This window comes from Rhodococcoides corynebacterioides NBRC 14404 (assembly GCF_001894765.1).
In the GTDB taxonomy this organism is placed as follows: Bacteria; Actinomycetota; Actinomycetes; order Mycobacteriales; family Mycobacteriaceae; genus Rhodococcoides; species Rhodococcoides corynebacterioides.
This window is the reverse complement of sequence record NZ_BCWV01000002.1, coordinates 580738-596932: the sequence shown is the minus strand read 5'-3', so window position 1 is coordinate 596932 and position 16195 is coordinate 580738. Positions and strand designations below refer to the sequence as shown.

Genomic DNA, 16195 nt, shown 5'->3' with positions numbered 1-16195 from the left:
CGCGCACCGCGTCCGCCCTCGGATCGCGGTTGAACCATCGACCACGACGACGAACGCCCCGGATCCGATCGGATCCGGGGCGTTCGTCGTCGTGAGGGGGGTCGGTCACTCGATACCGACGACCTCCTTGGCGATGGCGGCGATCCGCGTCTGCGCGGCGGAGACGACGCTGTGGCGGTTCTTGTGCTGCTCCTCGTAGGCAAGGACCGTACGGACGTCGGCAGGCGCGTCGAGGTCCTTGATCGCGGCGACGGCCGCGGAGACGTTCAACTCGTCGTAGTCGGCAACGGGAAGCTCGTGCGCGGACAACGACCCCGTGGCCGCGCGGGCCTTGTGGATCGCGTCGGCGACGGCCTCGGCGCCACCCTCTCGCGTGGTCTCCTCGGCGGCTTCGAGGGCCGAGTCACGGCTCGCGACCAGCGTGTCGACGGTGAGCTCGCCGGCCTTCTGCCCGCGGCCCAGCAGCTCGGCCACCCTGGTGGGCACCTCCCGGGCCGTGTCGACCGCGCGGTCGACGCTGCGGGCGGACCACGTGACCGGCGTGTTGATCAGCCGCACGGCAGCACCGGTCGCGGCCTGGATCGGCGTACGACGCAGTGCCGCCGGTCCGCCGAGGGCATCCTCGGCCAGGACGGTGGTGAGCCAGTCGACGGTCGCGGAGTGCGCATCGACCAGGCTGTCGGCCAACGACACGACAGCGGTGTCGGAGGTCGCGGTGGCGAGCGCCTTGACGTACCGAGCGCGGTCGAGCAGCTGGTGCTCGAGCGCGAGGTCACCGAGCAGGGCCTCGTCGAACGGCTGCGCCTGCTCCGCCACGGCTTTCAGCGCTGCGGTGAGACGACCGAGCAGGGGTGCGACGACGTCCGGCGTGCTCCCGAGGTCACGAATGGCGGTGGCGATGCGCTCGGACCGGGTGCGTCCGTTCGCGGCATTCTCCTCGAGCTCGCGACGCACGGCGTCGGTACGGGCCTGGACGACGCGCGTCTCGGCCACCTGCACCTCGGTGTTCGTCAGCTGGAGCAGGGCGCGAAGCTGCGCCACGAGGGTTCCGCGCTGGGTGTCGATCGAGATCTGTGCCATGTTGTGCTCGAACTCCTGACTTGTCGTCGGATGCCGCGCGTCGACGCGGCGTCGAATCGATCTGCCCCATGGTTACCTCTCGGTAGGAACGGGAAAACCCCGGTGTGGTCGACGCCATAGCAGACGGGCGGGTCCACTGCCACAACGGCCCCTGCGGTTCACAGCCGCCCCACGAAAGGTGACCGACATGAGCACCGACAGCAGCGACAGCAGCGACAGCACCGATCTCCCCGACCTCGACGCGGTCCAGGACACGATCGACGAGGCGCGGCGCGCGGCGGAGAAGGCTCCCACCGTGGAGGCCCCGGACCCTGCCGAGTCCCACCCCGCCGAGTCCCACCCGGACGAGTCCCGACCCGCAGACACGGACGCGGACGCGGACGGGGATGCTCAGGACGACGACTGACCGTCGCTCGTCCCCAGCACCCGCGCGAGCGTGTCGAGCAGCGGCACCTGACCGGCGAGGATCTTGCGTCGCGCGGTCTCCAGGTCGAACCACGCGACCCGGTCGATCTCCGGGACGGTGATCACGCGCCCCGAGCGTGGCGGCCACACGATCTCCGCGTCGTTCGACCGCAGCGTCGCGGGATCGACGTCGCCCTCGACGGCGAACGCGGTGACGTGCTTCGCACGGGATTGCACGACGGTCCCCAGGTCGTGCCACGGTCCGGCCGGCGGGGGCGAGCCCAGTTCCTCCTCGAACTCCCGCGCGGCAGCGACGGCCGGTTCTTCGGTGGCAGGGTCGAACTCCCCCTTGGGCACCGACCACGCCCCGTCGTCCTTGTGCGCCCAGAAGGGCCCGCCGGGATGGGCGAGCAACACCTCCGTCGTACCGCGTTCACCGAGCCGGTGAACCAGGACTCCGGCGCTGTGCTTCATACGACCGATCGTAGGCCCGGTCGACGGGCCACCCATGGGGTCAGTGCGCCACCCCCCGGGTTTTCGGCGTCTTCTCACGGGTAGGTCGACCGCGCGCCGATTCTCGTCCGACGAGATCGGCTTCGGTAGCACCGATCACCGACGACAGCCGAGGAGCTGACCATGACCGACGTCGCCTCACAGGGCTCACCCCCGTCCGACGACCGTGGACACCTGACCGACCGGCAGGGCCACCCGATCCACGACAACCAGAACCAGCGCACCGTGGGATCGCGCGGACCCGCGACCCTCGAGAACTACCACTTCCTCGAGAAGATCAGCCACTTCGACCGGGAACGCATCCCGGAGCGTGTGGTGCACGCCCGCGGCGCGGTTGCCTACGGATACTTCGAGGCCACCGGCACGTGGGGCGATGAGCCGATCGCGACGTACACCCGCGCGAAGCTGTTCTCCGAGAAGGGGAAACGGACCGATCTGGCGATCCGTTTCTCCACGGTCATCGGCGGCCGGGACTCGTCGGAGGCGGCCCGTGACCCGCGGGGATTCGCGATCAAGTTCTACACCGAGGATGGCAACTGGGACCTCGTCGGCAACAACCTCGGGGTCTTCTTCATCCGCGACGCGATCAAGTTCCCCGACGTGATCCACGCGCTCAAGCCGGATCCGGTGACCTTCCGGCAGGAGCCGGCGCGGATCTTCGACTTCATGTCGCAGACCCCCGAGGCGATGCACATGCTGGTCAATCTCTTCTCGCCGCGCGGGATTCCGGCGAACTACCGCACGCAGCAGGGCTTCGGCGTCAACACCTACAAGTGGGTGAACGCGGACGGCGAGACGCACCTGGTGAAGTACCACTGGATCCCCACGGCGGGGGTTGCCTCGTTCACCGAGGAGGATGCGGCCGCCACCCAGGCCACCGACCTCGGCCACGCCTCGAAGGACCTCTACGAGCACATCGAGCGCGGCGACTTCCCGGAATGGGAACTGCGCGTACAGCTCATGAGCGACGACGAGCACGAGGAGCTGAGCTTCGATCCGCTCGACGACACCAAGGTGTGGCCGGAGAACGACTTCCCGCCGAAGGTGGTGGGCCGCATGGTTCTCGACCGCAACGTGTCCAACCACTTCGCCGAGAACGAGCAGATCTCCTTCGGCACCGGCGTTCTGGTCGACGGACTCGATTTCTCCGACGACAAGATGCTCGTCGGTCGCACGTTCTCCTACTCCGACACCCAGCGGTACCGGGTCGGCCCCAACTACCTGCAGCTGCCGGTCAACCAGCCCAAGTCGCGGGTGGCGACCAACCAGCAGGGCGGACAGATGCAGTACTCGGTGGACGACGTCGGGTCGAACCCGCACGTCAACTACGAGCCGTCGATCACCGGCGGACTGCACGAGTCGCAGCACCCGACGCACGACGAGCAGGGGCCGGAGATCCGCGGCCGGCTCACCCGTAAGCGGATCGAGCGGACCGACGATTACGAGCAAGCCGGTCAGCGATACCAGCTCATGGACGCGTGGGAGCAGGACGATCTGGTGGCCAACCTGACCGCCAACATCGGCGAGGCCACCCGCGAGGTCCAGGAGCGCATGGTGTGGCACTTCCTGATGTGCGACGACGAACTCGGCGCACGGGTGGGCGACGGCCTCGGCATCACCGCGGACGACGTGCGGGAACTGCCGCCCCTGGCCTCGCAGACGCTCTCGGACGTGGAGGAGGAGCGCTTGTCCAACCTCGGGAAGAACGGGCCGCGCGACGTCACCGGTCTCACCATGACCCACTGCGTCCCGAACGAGCACGTGGTCGTGTCCCGGTAACTGCGGTCGACCGATCTCTGGACAACACGGGGGGCCGGGTTTATCGTCGAAGGTGCCCGTACACCTGGTTCTCCTCGAAGGTTGGTGGTGCCCATCGACGAGTCGAAACCCGTTGTCGCGCATCGTCTGCCGCGTCCAATCCGGACGCCGACCGGCGATTCCACGCAGCGCTGAAACACGAGAATTCACAACCATCCGATCACCGCGAAGCCCCCGGTAGCGAGCTACCGGGGGCTTCGTATGTCGGCAGGACGTTCGCCGGGTGATGCGTCAGCCGGCGTTGGGGTCGAGCGTCTCCCTGATCTTGCCCATGACGCCCTTCTCGGTGCCCAGCGCGGCGGTGGACGGCTCACCCAGCGCGCCGTCGTACGTTGCGTACAGCTTGGGGTCCGGCGGCGGGCCGGCCTGCACGTTGCCGAGCGGCTGGGGGTCGGCGAGGAACCTGTTCTCGTGGCGTCCGTCCGGTGCGGTGCCGTGTGCCCACCGACCCTTGTCGGACTCGGTGCCGTCCGAGAGGTGCCAGAGCGTGCTCGCGTGCTCCTCGTACTCCTCGTCGAACAGGTCGTTCGGGGCGACGACGCCTTCCAGGCCGTCCGCCTGCAGCTCCTCGATCGCCGCCAGCCACATGTTCTGGTGGTAGGTGTCGCGGGCGAGGTTGAACTTCAGCATGGCCTTCACGCCGGGGTCGTCCGTCATGTGCCACAGGCGGGCGGTCTGCACCCGGCCCTGGGCCTCGGCGGCGACGTTGGCGCGGAAGTCCGCCAGCAGGTTGCCGCTCGCGACGATGAAGCGACCGTTCCAGGGGACACCGTTGCTGTCGGCGAGCGTGGGCCCACCGCCGGAGACGATGGCCTGCTGCGGATCCATGCCGCCCATGACCGCGGCGACCACGGGATCCATGGCCGCGTTCTTCGTGGACTCGGTGGCGGGCGCACCCTCGAGCAGTCGCGCGACCATGGTGGCGAGCATCTCGACGTGACCGATCTCCTCGGTCGCGATGTCCATGATGAGGTCCTTGTACTTGCCCTTCATGCGGCAGTTCCAGCCCTGGAACAAGTACTGCATGGTGACGGTCATCTCGCCGTAGGCGCCGCCGATCAGTTCCTGCAACTTGCGGGCGTAGACGGGGTCCGGCTTCTCCGGCGCGACGTCGAACTGCAAGTGGTCCGTGTGACGAAACATGGGTGTCTCCCGACTGGTGGGACGAACGTGTGATCGTGCTGCGCCTGTCGGGTGTGCTCCATCCAGGCGAGCCTCTCGGACGCGGGCCGACTACCCGAGGCCGAACCGGGCAAACGGTGCACGGAAGCGTTTACTGCGCCGGAGTAACGACCCGATCGTCGGGTACACCCGCAGGATGAACCCTGCTTCTCCCGGCGCCGACGCACAACCCGCCGGCGACGCCGATTCCCCTGCGGACGACCGTGATTCGGCCGACGGGGGGACCCCCCTCGAGTCCGCGATCACCGGGAAACTGCTGTTCGTCTTCATCCTCGGCGACGTGCTCGGGGCCGGCATCTACGCCCTCGTCGGAGAGATCGCCGGTGAGGTCGGAGGCGCCGTCTGGGTGCCGCTGCTCGTCGCTCTCGCGATGGCGCTGCTGACCGCCTCGTCGTACGCCGAACTGGTCACCAAGTACCCGAAGGCGGGCGGCGCCGCGGTGTTCGCCGAACGCGCGTTCCGCCGGCCGGCCGTCTCCTTCCTCGTCGGGTTCTCGATGCTCGCCGCGGGCGTCACCAGCGCCGCCGGCCTGTCGCTCGCGTTCGCCGGGGACTACCTCGGGACGTTCCTCGACGTGCCCACCGTTCCGGCGGCGCTGGTCTTCCTCGGGGTCGTGGCCCTGCTCAACGCCCGCGGCATCAAGGAATCGATGCGCGCCAACGTGGTGATGACCGTCGTCGAGGTGAGCGGACTCGTGCTGGTGGTCGCGTTGGCGGCCGTCGTGGTCGGTCGCGGTGACGGCGACCCCGGACGCACCCTCGAGTTCACCGACACCGCGAGTCCGGCGGTCACCGTCCTGGCCGCGGCTCTGCTCGCCTTCTACTCCTTCGTCGGGTTCGAGACGAGCGCCAACATGGCGGAGGAGGTGCGGGACGTGCACCGGGTCTACCCGCGGGCACTGTTCCTCTCGCTCGGCGTCGCGGGCGCCGTCTACGTCGCCGTGGGACTCGCGGTCAGCGCGGTCGTGCCGTCGTCGGAACTCGCCGAGACCTCGGCCCCGCTCCTGGCCGTCGTCTCCGCCGCGGACGTCGGCGTCCCCGATCGGCTGTTCGGCCTCATCGCCCTCGTCGCCGTCGCCAACGGCGCATTGCTGACCATGATCATGGCGAGCCGGCTGACCTACGGCATGGCCCGGCAGCGCCTGCTGCCGAGCGCCGGGGCGCGGGTCCTGCCGCGACGTCGGACGCCGTGGGTGGCCATCGTCGCGACCACGGCGGTCGCGATGATCTTGTGCGCCACCGGCACCGTCGCCGCACTGGCCGAGACCGTCGTCCTGCTGCTCCTGGTGGTCTTCGTCAGCACCAACCTCGCCGTCCTGGTGCTGCGACGGGACCGGGTTCAGCATCCGCACTTCCGCACCCCGGCGGTTCTCCCCGTGTTGGCACTGATCAGCTGTGTCGTGCTGGCGACGCAGCAGACCGCCGACACGTGGCTGCGCGCGGGCATTCTGCTGGCCGTCGGCGCGGTGGTCCACCTCGGACTGCGCGGTGCGCGCCGCGGACGCGGGCGGAGTTTGGAAAACCCGGAAACCGTCAACTCGTAGCCGCGAGAAGCATCTCGAGCGACGAAAGGTCTGTGCGATGGCAATCAACGACGACGACATCACCACCTCCGGCTCGGCCGGCGGCGAGGGTCCGGCCGACGGCGGCTCCAACCCGGGCGGCCACGACGGCGGCGCCGACGGTTCGGCCTCGCCCACCGAGGGCCCGGCCGACGGCGGCTCGAACCCCGGCGGCCACGACGGCGGCGCCGACGGCTCCGCAGCGGCGGGCGAAGGCCCGGCCGACGGCGGCTCCAACCCCGGCGGCCACGACGGCGGTGCGGACGGCACGGCTTGAGCCTGCAGCACGACGAGCAGCGCGGACCGGATCACCGGTCCGCGCTGTCTCGTCTCACCACTCTCGATCGGCGTGCGTTCGCGGATCGCCACTGGGGTCGTGCGCCGCTGCTGACCCGCGCGGCCGACCTTCCGTCGTCCTTCGACGACCTGCTCACCGCCGACGCCGTCGACGAGTTGATCTCCGAGCGCGGCGTGCGCACGCCGTTCGTCCGGATGGCCAAGGACGGCGCGCTCACCGATCGGTCCCGGTACACCGGCTCGGGCGGATTCGGAGCCGAGGTCACCGACCAGCTCGACTCCGCCGGCGTCCTCGCCGCGTTCGCCGAGGGCCACACCCTGGTTCTGCAGGGGCTGCATCGGCTGTGGCCGTCGATCATCCGGTTCTCCGACGACCTGGTCGAGGAGATCGGTCACCCGGTCCAGGTCAACTCGTACATCACCCCCGCGTCGAGTCGCGGATTCGATCCGCACCACGACGTGCACGACGTGTTCGTGCTGCAGATCGCCGGCGAGAAACGCTGGATCCTGCACCCACCGGTACACGAGCACCCGCTCGCGGATCAGCCGTGGACCGACCATCGTGCGGCGGTCGGGGCGCGGGCGGCCGAACCCCCCACGCTCGACACGGTGCTCCGGCCCGGCGACGCACTCTACGTTCCGCGTGGCTGGATCCATTCCGCGGAGGCACTGGGCGAGACCTCGATCCACCTGACCGTCGGCATGTCCGCGCTGACCCGGCACGATCTGCTGCGCCAGGCGGTCGCCGCGCTCGCCGACGACGCCACCTTCCGCGCCCCGCTCCCCCTCGGTTTCGATCCGACCGATCCCGACGCGGTCGCCCCGCACGTGCAGTCGCTCCTGTCGGACCTCGCCGCCGCGGCGGGCGATCCGGACCCGTCGCTGACGGCGTCGGTCGCCGATCGCGTGCGTCGCCGCTTCGCCGACGTGACCCGGCCGGCGCCGGTCCGCCCGCTCGCGACGGTCGACGCCCTGGCCACGCTCGGCGCGGCCACCCTCGTCCGACGTCGTCCCGGACTCGTCCTGACCACCGACACCGAGTCCGACCGGGTGCACGTCCGAACCCGCCGGACCACGATCTCGTTGCCGGTCGAGTGCGCTCCGGCCCTCGATGCGGTACTCGGCGGGAAGGTTCTCCCCGTGGCCGACCTACCGGGCCTGACGGTGGAGGACGCCGTCGTCGTGGTGCGTCGACTGGTCCGTGAGGGTGTGTTCGTGATCGAGAGCGCGTGACTATCCTGGATCGGGTGCGAACAACGTCACCGGAGATGGTGGTTCTCGTCGACGACGACGGCATGGCCGTGGGAACGCAGGAGAAGGCCACGGTTCATCACACCGACACCCCACTGCACCTGGCGTTCTCGAGCTACGTGGTCGACCCCGACGGCCGCGTGCTCGTCACGCGCCGGGCGCTCGACAAGGTGACCTGGCCCGGTGTGTGGACCAACTCCTGCTGCGGCCATCCCGCTCCCGGTGAGCCGCTCGACCGCGCCGTGCTCCGACGTCTCGCCCACGAGCTCGGCATCGACGCCGCGGCGGCCGACCCGGTACTGCCCCGGTTCCGGTACCGCGCAGTGATGGACAACGGCGTGGTGGAGCACGAGATCTGCCCGGTCTTCCTGGTTCGCTACGACGCCGCGATCGTCGACCCGCGACCCGACGAAGTGGCCGAATATCGGTGGCAGAGCTGGACGGAGATCGTCGACGACGTCGCGAGCGGCCGCAGCGAACTCTCGCCGTGGTGCCAGGACCAGGTACGTCAGTTGCGTCTGCTGGGGCCCGATCCCGCGTCGTGGCCGACGAGCGATCCGGCCTCGCTGCCGCCGGCAGCGCGACCCCTGTGATCGACGGCATCGGCAGCGTCCTGCTCCGAGCGATCGACCGGGTCAGTCATGCCCTGGGCCGGTCGTCGATCCTGGCCGACAGCACCTTCGACCACGACGCGCATCCCTGGCTGTTGACGGCCGAGGAGCGCGGGAACCCCGACACCCGGATCGGACCGTGGACCGAGGGCAACGCGTGCCGCACCCTCGTGCACGGCGCCACGTACTTCGAGGTGCTGGGCGAGCATCTCGCCGCGGCGGGCCGGGACGATCTGGTGCTGTTCACCGACTGGCGCGGTGACCCGGAGCAGGTCCTGTCCGAGTCCGGTCCGACCGTCGAGGACGCCCTGAGCGACGCCGCCCGCCGGGGCGCCGCGGTTCGGGGACTGCTGTGGCGCTCCCACAGCGGTCTGCTCGGCTTCACGGGAGACAAGAACTCCTCGCTGGCGGTGACACTCGAGGACGCGGGCGGCGAATGTGTCCTCGACCAGCGGGTCCTGGCGTTCGGGTCGCATCATCAGAAGCTGGTGGTCCTGCGGTCGTCGACGCGCCCCGAGGGCAACGTGGCCTACGTGGGCGGTATCGACCTCGCCCGAGCCCGACGGGACGACGCGAGCCACCGCGGCGACCCGCTGTCCCGCCCGTTCCCGCCCGAGTACGGCGAGACCCCGGCCTGGCACGACATTCAACTCGAGATCACCGGCCCCGCCGTCCGCGACATCGAGGACACGTTCCGTGAGCGGTGGGAGGACCCGGCGGCGCTGTCCCGACTGCCGTGGCACATCCTCTCGGACCTGATCAGGCGGCATCGGCGCGAACCGTCGGTGCTGCCGACGCCACTGCCCGATCCGCCCGCGGTCGGAACCTGCACCGTGCAACTGCTGCGCACCTATCCCCGGCGTCGCCCGGCGTATCCGTTCGCGAGCGACGGCGAGCGCAGCGCCGCTCGGGCCTACGCGAAGGCCCTCTCGCGGGCGGAGCGGCTGGTGTACATCGAGGACCAGTACCTGTGGTCGGTCGACGTCGCCCGCGTGTTCGCCGGCGCCCTACGCCGCTCCCCGACCCTGCGGATGATCGTGGTGGTCCCCCGTCACCTGGACGACGACAGCGCGGTCACGATTCCGCCGTCGCTGGTGGGTCACGCTGCGGCGCTGGACATCCTGCGCTCCGCCGGGGCGGACCGCGTCCTGGTTCTCGACGTGGAGAACGACGACAGCGTGCCCGTCTACGTCCACTCGAAGGCGTGCGTGATCGACGACGTGTGGGCCGCGATCGGCAGCGACAACTTCAATCGTCGTTCGTGGACTCATGATTCGGAACTGACCGCCGCCGTCATCGACACCGCGCGCGACCCGCGGGAGCCGACCGACCCGGGTGGGCTGGGCGACGGCGCTCGGGTCTACGCCCGCGAGTTGCGGCTCGGATTGTTGGCGGAACACCTCTCCCGCAACGGACTCGACGACACGTCGGATCTGCTCGATCCGGACGAATGCTTCGACGCCGTCACCCGCAGCGTGACGGCCCTGGACGCATGGCACGACGGTGGTCGTCGCGGACCGAGGCCCGCCGGTCGCCTGCGTCGGCACGCGATCGAGGTGCCTCCCGTGTGGAAGCAACGGCTGTTCTCCTGGCTCTACCGCGTGGTGGTCGATCCGGACGGCAGGCCCTGGCGACTGCGGTTCACTCGCCGGTTCTGACATCGGGCGGTCCTTGTTCTCCCTGCTCCCCGGCCCGTTCGCCGGCGTACAAAACCGGCCCCCGGCGCGTCGTGACCCACGCGAACCGTCCGCAGGTTTCTTTGTGTCCGTACCCGAGCGAGGCTCCCCTCCCGTCGCCTAGATTTCGTGGAGACGGGCCCGTCGAGAGCGCGGGGGGTGGCCGTCGAACGAACCCCCACCAGTGAGGCGAGGCGCGGTACATGACGGATCTGAAGCCCTTCTACAAGAACGTGCAGTCGCACTACGACCTCTCGGACGACTTCTTCGCACTGTTCCTCGATCCCACGTGGACCTACAGCTGTGCGTACTTCGAGCGCGACGACATGTCTCTCGAGGAGGCTCAGCTGGCCAAGATCGACCTGGCGCTGGGCAAATTGGGGCTCGAACCCGGGATGCGGCTGCTCGACGTGGGATGCGGTTGGGGCACCACCATCATCCGGGCACGCGAGAAATACGACGTCGACGTGGTCGGCCTGACGCTCAGCGAGCACCAGTTCGGACGAGTGCAGGCTCGCCTCGACGGCCTCGACGGGGACCGCAAGGCCGAAGTGCGACTGCAGGGCTGGGAGGAGTTCGACGAGCCCGTCGACCGCATCGTGAGCATCGGCGCCTTCGAACATTTCCGACGGGCACGCCACGTCCCGTTCTTCGAGAAGGCGTACCGCCTGCTGCCCGACGACGGAAAGATGCTGCTGCACACCATCGTCGGCTACGGGTTGGACGACCTCGCCGAGATGGGCGTCGCCGTCGACAAGCGCGACGCGGTGTTCATGCGCTTCATCATCCGCGAGATCTTCCCCGGCGGGGAACTCGAGCGACCCAAGACCGTTCAGGAGCGGGCGCAGTCCGTCGGGTTCTCCGTCGACCGTGTCCACTCGCTCCAGCAGCACTACGCACGGACCCTGGAGATCTGGACCGAGAACCTCGAGGCCCGCAAGGACGAGGCACTCGAGATCGGCGGCCAGGAGGTCTACGACCGATACATGAAGTACCTGAGCGGCTGCGCCAAGCAGTTCCGCCGCGGCACCATCGACGTCATGCAGTTCACCCTGTCGAAGTAGCCGGCCGTGAACGGCGCGCAGCACCTCGGGCTGCGCGCCGTTTTCGCGTCCCGCGTCGCGGGTAGGCCTCCGGCAGACGGAGACGACCCGAAGGAGTGCCCCATGCCCGCCACCGACGACGACGGCCACGCGAAGACATCCGAACTTCCCTCGACACTGCAGAAGTCGGACGAGAAGGCACAACGGACCTACGCCAAGGCTCTCGACTCCGCCGAGGAGCAGTACGACGACGAGTCCCGCGCCCACCGGGTGGCCTACGCCGCACTGAAGCACACCCACGAGAAGGTGGGCGATCACTGGGAGGAGAAGGACGACTACGGTCCCTCCGACGAGCGGGCCGAGAGCGGCGGCCCGAACCCCAGCGGGGAGAGCAAGGAGGGCGTCGACGCCAACGCCACGAAGGATCACCTCGAGGACGTTGCGAAGAAGCTCGACATCACGGGCCGGTCGCGCATGACGAAGGACGAACTGGTCGACGCGATCGAGAAGGAGAACCGTCGGCAGACCGACCGGAACCGCTGACCCGACTCGTCACCGGTTCAGGGTGGCCCCGATCATCCGGGAGCTGTTGCCCACCACCAGAATCGACGACGCGTTGTGCAGCACGGCCGCCAGGACCGGCGACAACGCTCCACCCGCCCCGAGGATCAACCCGACGGCGTTGACGGCGATGGCCAACCCGTAGTTCTGCCGGATCACGCCGACCGAGGCGCGCCCGAGGGCGCGCACGTCCAGCAGGCGCGTCAGATCGTCACCGGCCAGCGCGATGTCGGCCGTCTCGACGGCGACGTCGGTCCCGGCGGCGCCCATGGCGATCCCGATGTCGGCCGCCGCCAGCGCGGGCGCGTCGTTGGTCCCGTCGCCCACGACGGCCACCAGGTGGCCCTCGGCCTGCAATCGGCGTACCACCTCGAGCTTGTCCTCGGGCATGACCTCGGCCTGCCATTCGTCGATGCCCAGTTCGGCAGCCACGGCCGCGGCCGTATGGGGGTTGTCGCCGGTGAGCATGACGATGCGACGGACACCGTCCGCGCGCAGAGCCCGCAGCACGGCAGCAGCATCGGCCCGGACCTCGTCGCGCAGACTGATCAGGCCCACCAGCTCGCCGTCCACCGCGAGCAGCAGCGGCGTCTCCGCCCGCTTCTGCAGGCGTTCGACCCACTGCGCGGCGTCGTCGGTGACGGTCACCCCTTCCCGCTCGAGAAGAGACGGACCCCCGAGCAGCAGCGTGCGTCCGTCGGACACGGTGCGCATGCCCAGCCCCACCAGCACCTCGCACTCCTCGTGCGGCGGGATCTCGATGCGCCGCTCCTCGGTACTGCGAATCACGGCTTCCGCCAACGGATGTCGCGAGTGGATCTCGGAGCTCGCCGCGTGGGCGAGTATCTGTTCCGGCTCCCACGCGGGTGAGAACGCGATCACGTTGGTCACCACGGGCCGCCCGACGGTGACCGTGCCGGTCTTGTCGAAGACCACCGCGTCGACGCGGCCGGCGAGTTCGAGGTGCGAGCCGCCCTTGATCAGGATGCCGCGGCGCGCGCCGTTGCCGATCGCCGCGCTGATGGCAGTGGGCGTCGACAGGCCCACCGCACACGGGCACGCGATCAACAGCATCGTCATCGCGCGCCGGACGTCGCGGGTGACGACCAGCGTCGCGGCGGAGAGCAGGAACGACGCCGGGACGAAGCGCCGGGAGAAGGTGTCGCCCACGGTCTGGATGGGTGCCCGGTCCTCCTGTGCCTGCTCCACGCGCTCGATGATGCGGCCGATCGCCGTGTCGCGGCCGACGGCGGACGCACGCACCACCAGACGCCCACGCACCACCACGGTGCCCGCGGACACGGCGGCGCCGACGGTGCACGTCACCGGCAAGGTCTCCCCCGTGATGGCGGAGCGATCGACCACCGCCTCCCCGTCGACGACGACGCCGTCCACGGGAACGCCCACGTGGTCGTGGACGACGATCTCGTCGCCGACCTCGAGAGTGTCGATGTCCACGGACACCTCGGACCCGTCGGCGAGACGGACCCACGCGGTGTCGTGCGTCCCGGAGAGCAGCTCCGAGATGGCGCGGCGGGTGCGGCGGAGCGTGAGTTCCTGGAGATACTCGCCGATGTTGAGCAGCCAGAGCACCGTCAGGGCCACCACGTTCTCGCGCAGGACCAGGCTGGCGACGGTGGCGGCGGACACGAGCGCGTCGGTCCCGGCCGCCCGCTCGCCGGCCAGCGATCGCACGGCGCCCTTCAGGAAGGGATAGCCGGTGAAGACGGTGACCCCGGTGGCGACCAGACGACTCCCGGGTCCCAACATCGGCGGTCGGCGCAACCCGTAGCGACGAACGCCGAGCAGGAACAGTGCCGCACCGCCGACGGCCATCCGCAGCAGCTCGGCGGACCCCACGTCGGCCGAACGCGGCGTGCGCGAGCCGATCTCGGGTTCCGGTCGATCACGGACCGCCTCGACCGCCGCCACGACGGTGTCGCGGTCGGTGCGGGTGCGCGAATACCAGACGACCACCGACGCGGTGCGGGGATAGGCGTGAACCGCCCGGACCCCGACCTCCGCCCCGACCGCGTCCTCGACCGCGATCGCGCGAGCCGCGCTGCCGGTGATCCAGTCGGCGCGCAGGCGCAGTCGCCCACCGCCGTCGGAGAGAATCACCTCAGTGGTCGTGCCCGTGCCCGCGGGCGTCGGCCGACGGCGGACGCACGTCCTCGCCCATCCGGTCCTTGGCCTCGGCGACCACGTCGGACATCGCGAGACGAGCGGATTCGGCGCGCACCTCGGCTCGGCGGACGCCGCGCAGCCCGACCTCGGTGACCCGCACCGCGGCCTCGCGCACCGGTGCACGGTCGTAGGCCTTCTTCACGCCGTTCCAGGCGGCGACTCCCACCATGCCGGTGACGACGGTGGATGCCGCCTTGCCGATCAACGGGCCCAACATGACAAGCGCCTCCTCGTACACGGTCTCGACAACGCGTGACGCACAGTACCGGCCCACGTCCTGGTTTGCGCGGGCGTCGACCGCACCCTACAGTCGACAACGATTGTCACTGTCGTGTGGGTCCACCTCCCCGACCTCGCCCCGATCTGCGGAAGGACACCTCCCCGTGCTGGACGTCACCGACCTGACCGTCTCGGCGGGCCGGACCACCCTCGTGGCCGGCGTGACGTTCTCGCTCGCCGCCGGCGAACGCGTCGCTCTGGTCGGTCGGTCCGGATCCGGCAAGTCCCTCACCGCCTCCGCGATCGCCGGCTGCCTCGCCCCCGATCTCACGGTGCGGGGATCGATCCGGGTGAACGACATCCCGGTGGCCGGCGTGCCGATCGCCCGACGACCCGCGCGGGCGCGCGCCGCCCTGGTCGTCCAGGACTCCGCTGCCGCACTGGAACCGGTGACCACCGTGCGTCGCCACCTGGAACTCGCACTGCGCGCACGGCATTCGGATTTCGAGATCCGCACCACCGCAGCGGATTCCGTGCTCCGCGCCGTGGACCTCGACCCGGCGGTGATCGGCCCACGCCGGCCCGCCGAACTGTCCGGTGGCCAACGCCAACGCGTCTGCCTCGCCCTCGCCCTGGCCTCCGACACTCCACTCCTCGTCGCCGACGAGCCGACCACGGCGCTCGACGTCGTCAGCGCACGCATCGTCGTGGACGCGGTGCGGACGGCCGCCGATCGAGGCCGCGGCCTCGTGTTCGTCACCCACGACCTCGCGATCGCCGCCGCGCTCTGCTCGCGCGTCGTGGTGCTCGACGCGGGGCGAGTGGTCGAGGACGCCCCCGTCCGCGACGTCCTCACCCGTCCGGCGCACCCCGTGACCGCGGACCTCGTCGAGCGGGCCCGCGCCCTGTCGACACCGTCGCCCGATCCTGCTGCCCTCGCCTCGTGAACCCGCGAACGACCGGTCTCGCGGCCACCGGGGTGAGCGTGCGCTACGGCACCACGATCGCCGTCGACGACGTGACGCTGCGGCTCGCACCGGGCGATCGTGTCGCCGTGGTCGGCGCGTCGGGCTCGGGCAAGTCGAGTGTTCTGCGTGCACTCCTGGCGCTACGCGCCCCGGACGCCGGCACCGTCACGCTGGACGGTCGGCCCGTTCGCCCCGGATCGGCACGCCGACTGCGGCCGTTCCGACGGGACGTGCAGTTCGTTCCCCAGGACCCCGGCGCATCCCTCGACCCGCGCAGCACGGTGGCCGCGGCGGTGTCCGCCCCGTTGCGCTGGCTCGACGTTCCGACCGATCGCCGAGCCCGCACCCGCGAGGCGGTGGAGTCCGTGGGCCTCGAACGATCGATCCTCACGGCGCGGATCGATCGGCTGTCCGGCGGACAGAAGCAACGGGTCGCCCTCGCCCGAGCCGTCGCCTGCCGCCCGCGCTACCTGCTGGCGGACGAACCCGTGAGCGGGCTCGACGGCGGCACGCGCGACGTCGTCCTCTCCCTTCTTGATCGCCTCGACCCCGCCACGGCGATTCTTCTGGTCACGCACGATCTCGCGGTGGCGGCGCGGATCGCGACGCGCCTGCTCGTCATGGCGGACGGACGCGTCGTCGACGACGGCCCCGTGACCGATCTGCTGACCGCACCGACTCACCCGACCACCCGCGCCCTCGTCGCCGCGGTCCCGCGCCTCGATCTCGCGACTCCCGCCCGCTGACCCGATTCGTTCGACCCGTCCAGTCCCGTCCAGGTCACCGACGTCACCTGTGTCACCGACGTCACCACCCCTTCCGA

General features: G+C 70.2%; 16 protein-coding genes. 11 read left to right on the top strand and 5 right to left on the bottom strand.

Annotation, left to right across the window (positions count from 1 at the left end; translation table 11 throughout):
- Positions 1-105: 105 nt before the first annotated feature.
- Complete coding sequence (locus RC2_RS04195; protein ID WP_068149634.1) at positions 106-1080, bottom strand: hypothetical protein; 975 nt, start codon at positions 1078-1080, stop codon at positions 106-108.
- A gap of 187 nt (positions 1081-1267) precedes the next feature.
- On the opposite strand from RC2_RS04195, the gene RC2_RS04190 reads away from it, so the two are divergent.
- The gene (locus RC2_RS04190) at positions 1268-1486 is read left to right on the top strand and encodes a hypothetical protein (RefSeq protein ID WP_139277262.1); all 219 of its coding nucleotides are present in this window, start codon (positions 1268-1270) and stop codon (positions 1484-1486) included.
- Here the strand turns inward: RC2_RS04190 and RC2_RS04185 are convergent.
- Positions 1471-1959 (bottom strand): NUDIX hydrolase, encoded by a 489-nt coding sequence (locus tag RC2_RS04185; protein ID WP_068149628.1) that lies wholly within the window; start codon positions 1957-1959, stop codon positions 1471-1473. The genes RC2_RS04190 and RC2_RS04185 overlap by 16 nt on opposite strands.
- Before the next feature lie 162 nt (positions 1960-2121).
- Here RC2_RS04185 and RC2_RS04180 point away from each other — a divergent pair, with 162 nt between their 5' ends.
- Positions 2122-3777 (top strand): catalase, encoded by a 1656-nt coding sequence (locus RC2_RS04180; RefSeq protein ID WP_068149624.1) that lies wholly within the window; start codon positions 2122-2124, stop codon positions 3775-3777.
- A gap of 270 nt (positions 3778-4047) precedes the next feature.
- Here the strand turns inward: RC2_RS04180 and RC2_RS04175 are convergent, their stop codons facing one another.
- A complete protein-coding gene (locus RC2_RS04175; protein WP_068149622.1) occupies positions 4048-4959 on the bottom strand; it encodes a manganese catalase in 912 nt (303 codons plus the stop codon).
- 175 nt (positions 4960-5134) lie between these two features.
- Here RC2_RS04175 and RC2_RS04170 point away from each other — a divergent pair, with 175 nt between their 5' ends.
- From RC2_RS04170 to RC2_RS04140, 7 genes are all read left to right on the top strand, one after another.
- The gene (locus tag RC2_RS04170) at positions 5135-6541 is read left to right on the top strand and encodes an APC family permease (protein ID WP_068149618.1); all 1407 of its coding nucleotides are present in this window, start codon (positions 5135-5137) and stop codon (positions 6539-6541) included.
- 37 nt (positions 6542-6578) lie between these two features.
- Positions 6579-6836: a BatC protein gene (locus RC2_RS04165; RefSeq protein WP_068149615.1), complete on the top strand. Its 258-nt coding sequence runs from the start codon at positions 6579-6581 to the stop codon at positions 6834-6836.
- Positions 6833-8089 carry a cupin domain-containing protein gene (locus tag RC2_RS04160; protein ID WP_371828693.1) on the top strand — a complete coding sequence of 419 codons (1257 nt, stop codon included), beginning with the start codon at positions 6833-6835 and terminating at the stop codon, positions 8087-8089. The genes RC2_RS04165 and RC2_RS04160 overlap by 4 nt, the downstream gene beginning before the upstream one ends.
- 35 nt (positions 8090-8124) lie before the next feature.
- Positions 8125-8700: an isopentenyl-diphosphate Delta-isomerase gene (idi, locus tag RC2_RS04155; protein ID WP_068149610.1), complete on the top strand. Its 576-nt coding sequence runs from the start codon at positions 8125-8127 to the stop codon at positions 8698-8700.
- A complete protein-coding gene (locus RC2_RS04150) occupies positions 8697-10376 on the top strand; it encodes a phospholipase D family protein (RefSeq protein ID WP_371828694.1) in 1680 nt (559 codons plus the stop codon). The genes idi and RC2_RS04150 overlap by 4 nt, the downstream gene beginning before the upstream one ends.
- Before the next feature lie 221 nt (positions 10377-10597).
- On the top strand, positions 10598-11458 hold the full coding sequence (locus RC2_RS04145; protein WP_068149608.1) for a cyclopropane mycolic acid synthase family methyltransferase: 861 nt from the start codon (positions 10598-10600) through the stop codon (positions 11456-11458).
- A 102-nt stretch (positions 11459-11560) separates the two neighbouring features.
- On the top strand, positions 11561-11980 hold the full coding sequence (locus RC2_RS04140; RefSeq protein WP_068149606.1) for a ChaB family protein: 420 nt from the start codon (positions 11561-11563) through the stop codon (positions 11978-11980).
- Between the two features lie 9 nt (positions 11981-11989).
- Here RC2_RS04140 and RC2_RS04135 read toward each other — a convergent pair whose 3' ends face one another.
- Together RC2_RS04135 and RC2_RS04130 are read right to left on the bottom strand one after the other, a co-directional pair.
- The gene (locus RC2_RS04135) at positions 11990-14119 is read right to left on the bottom strand and encodes a heavy metal translocating P-type ATPase (protein ID WP_068149603.1); all 2130 of its coding nucleotides are present in this window, start codon (positions 14117-14119) and stop codon (positions 11990-11992) included.
- A gap of 1 nt (position 14120) precedes the next feature.
- A complete protein-coding gene (locus RC2_RS04130; protein ID WP_068149669.1) occupies positions 14121-14402 on the bottom strand; it encodes a DUF1490 family protein in 282 nt (93 codons plus the stop codon).
- A 166-nt stretch (positions 14403-14568) separates the two neighbouring features.
- On the opposite strand from RC2_RS04130, the gene RC2_RS04125 reads away from it, so the two are divergent.
- Positions 14569-15351 (top strand): ABC transporter ATP-binding protein, encoded by a 783-nt coding sequence (locus RC2_RS04125; protein WP_211266805.1) that lies wholly within the window; start codon positions 14569-14571, stop codon positions 15349-15351.
- Entirely contained in the window at positions 15348-16118 is a 771-nt protein-coding gene (locus tag RC2_RS04120) for an ABC transporter ATP-binding protein (RefSeq protein WP_082895570.1), read from the top strand. Before RC2_RS04125 ends, RC2_RS04120 begins: the two co-directional genes overlap by 4 nt.
- The last annotated feature ends 77 nt before the right edge of the window (positions 16119-16195 follow it).

What these genes read in the sequence shown, in the direction of transcription:
- idi (WP_068149610.1), top strand. Translation starts at nt 8,125, where the DNA reads ATGGTGGTTCTCGTCGACGACGACGGCATGGCCGTGGGAACGCAGGAG.
- RC2_RS04180 (WP_068149624.1), top strand. Translation starts at nt 2,122, where the DNA reads ATGACCGACGTCGCCTCACAGGGCTCACCCCCGTCCGACGACCGTGGA.
- RC2_RS04190 (WP_139277262.1), top strand. Translation starts at nt 1,268, where the DNA reads ATGAGCACCGACAGCAGCGACAGCAGCGACAGCACCGATCTCCCCGAC.
- RC2_RS04185 (WP_068149628.1), bottom strand. Translation starts at nt 1,959, where the DNA reads ATGAAGCACAGCGCCGGAGTCCTGGTTCACCGGCTCGGTGAACGCGGT.
- RC2_RS04175 (WP_068149622.1), bottom strand. Translation starts at nt 4,959, where the DNA reads ATGTTTCGTCACACGGACCACTTGCAGTTCGACGTCGCGCCGGAGAAG.
- RC2_RS04145 (WP_068149608.1), top strand. Translation starts at nt 10,598, where the DNA reads ATGACGGATCTGAAGCCCTTCTACAAGAACGTGCAGTCGCACTACGAC.
- RC2_RS04140 (WP_068149606.1), top strand. Translation starts at nt 11,561, where the DNA reads ATGCCCGCCACCGACGACGACGGCCACGCGAAGACATCCGAACTTCCC.
- RC2_RS04170 (WP_068149618.1), top strand. Translation starts at nt 5,135, where the DNA reads ATGAACCCTGCTTCTCCCGGCGCCGACGCACAACCCGCCGGCGACGCC.
- RC2_RS04165 (WP_068149615.1), top strand. Translation starts at nt 6,579, where the DNA reads ATGGCAATCAACGACGACGACATCACCACCTCCGGCTCGGCCGGCGGC.
- RC2_RS04195 (WP_068149634.1), bottom strand. Translation starts at nt 1,080, where the DNA reads ATGGCACAGATCTCGATCGACACCCAGCGCGGAACCCTCGTGGCGCAG.
- RC2_RS04130 (WP_068149669.1), bottom strand. Translation starts at nt 14,402, where the DNA reads ATGTTGGGCCCGTTGATCGGCAAGGCGGCATCCACCGTCGTCACCGGC.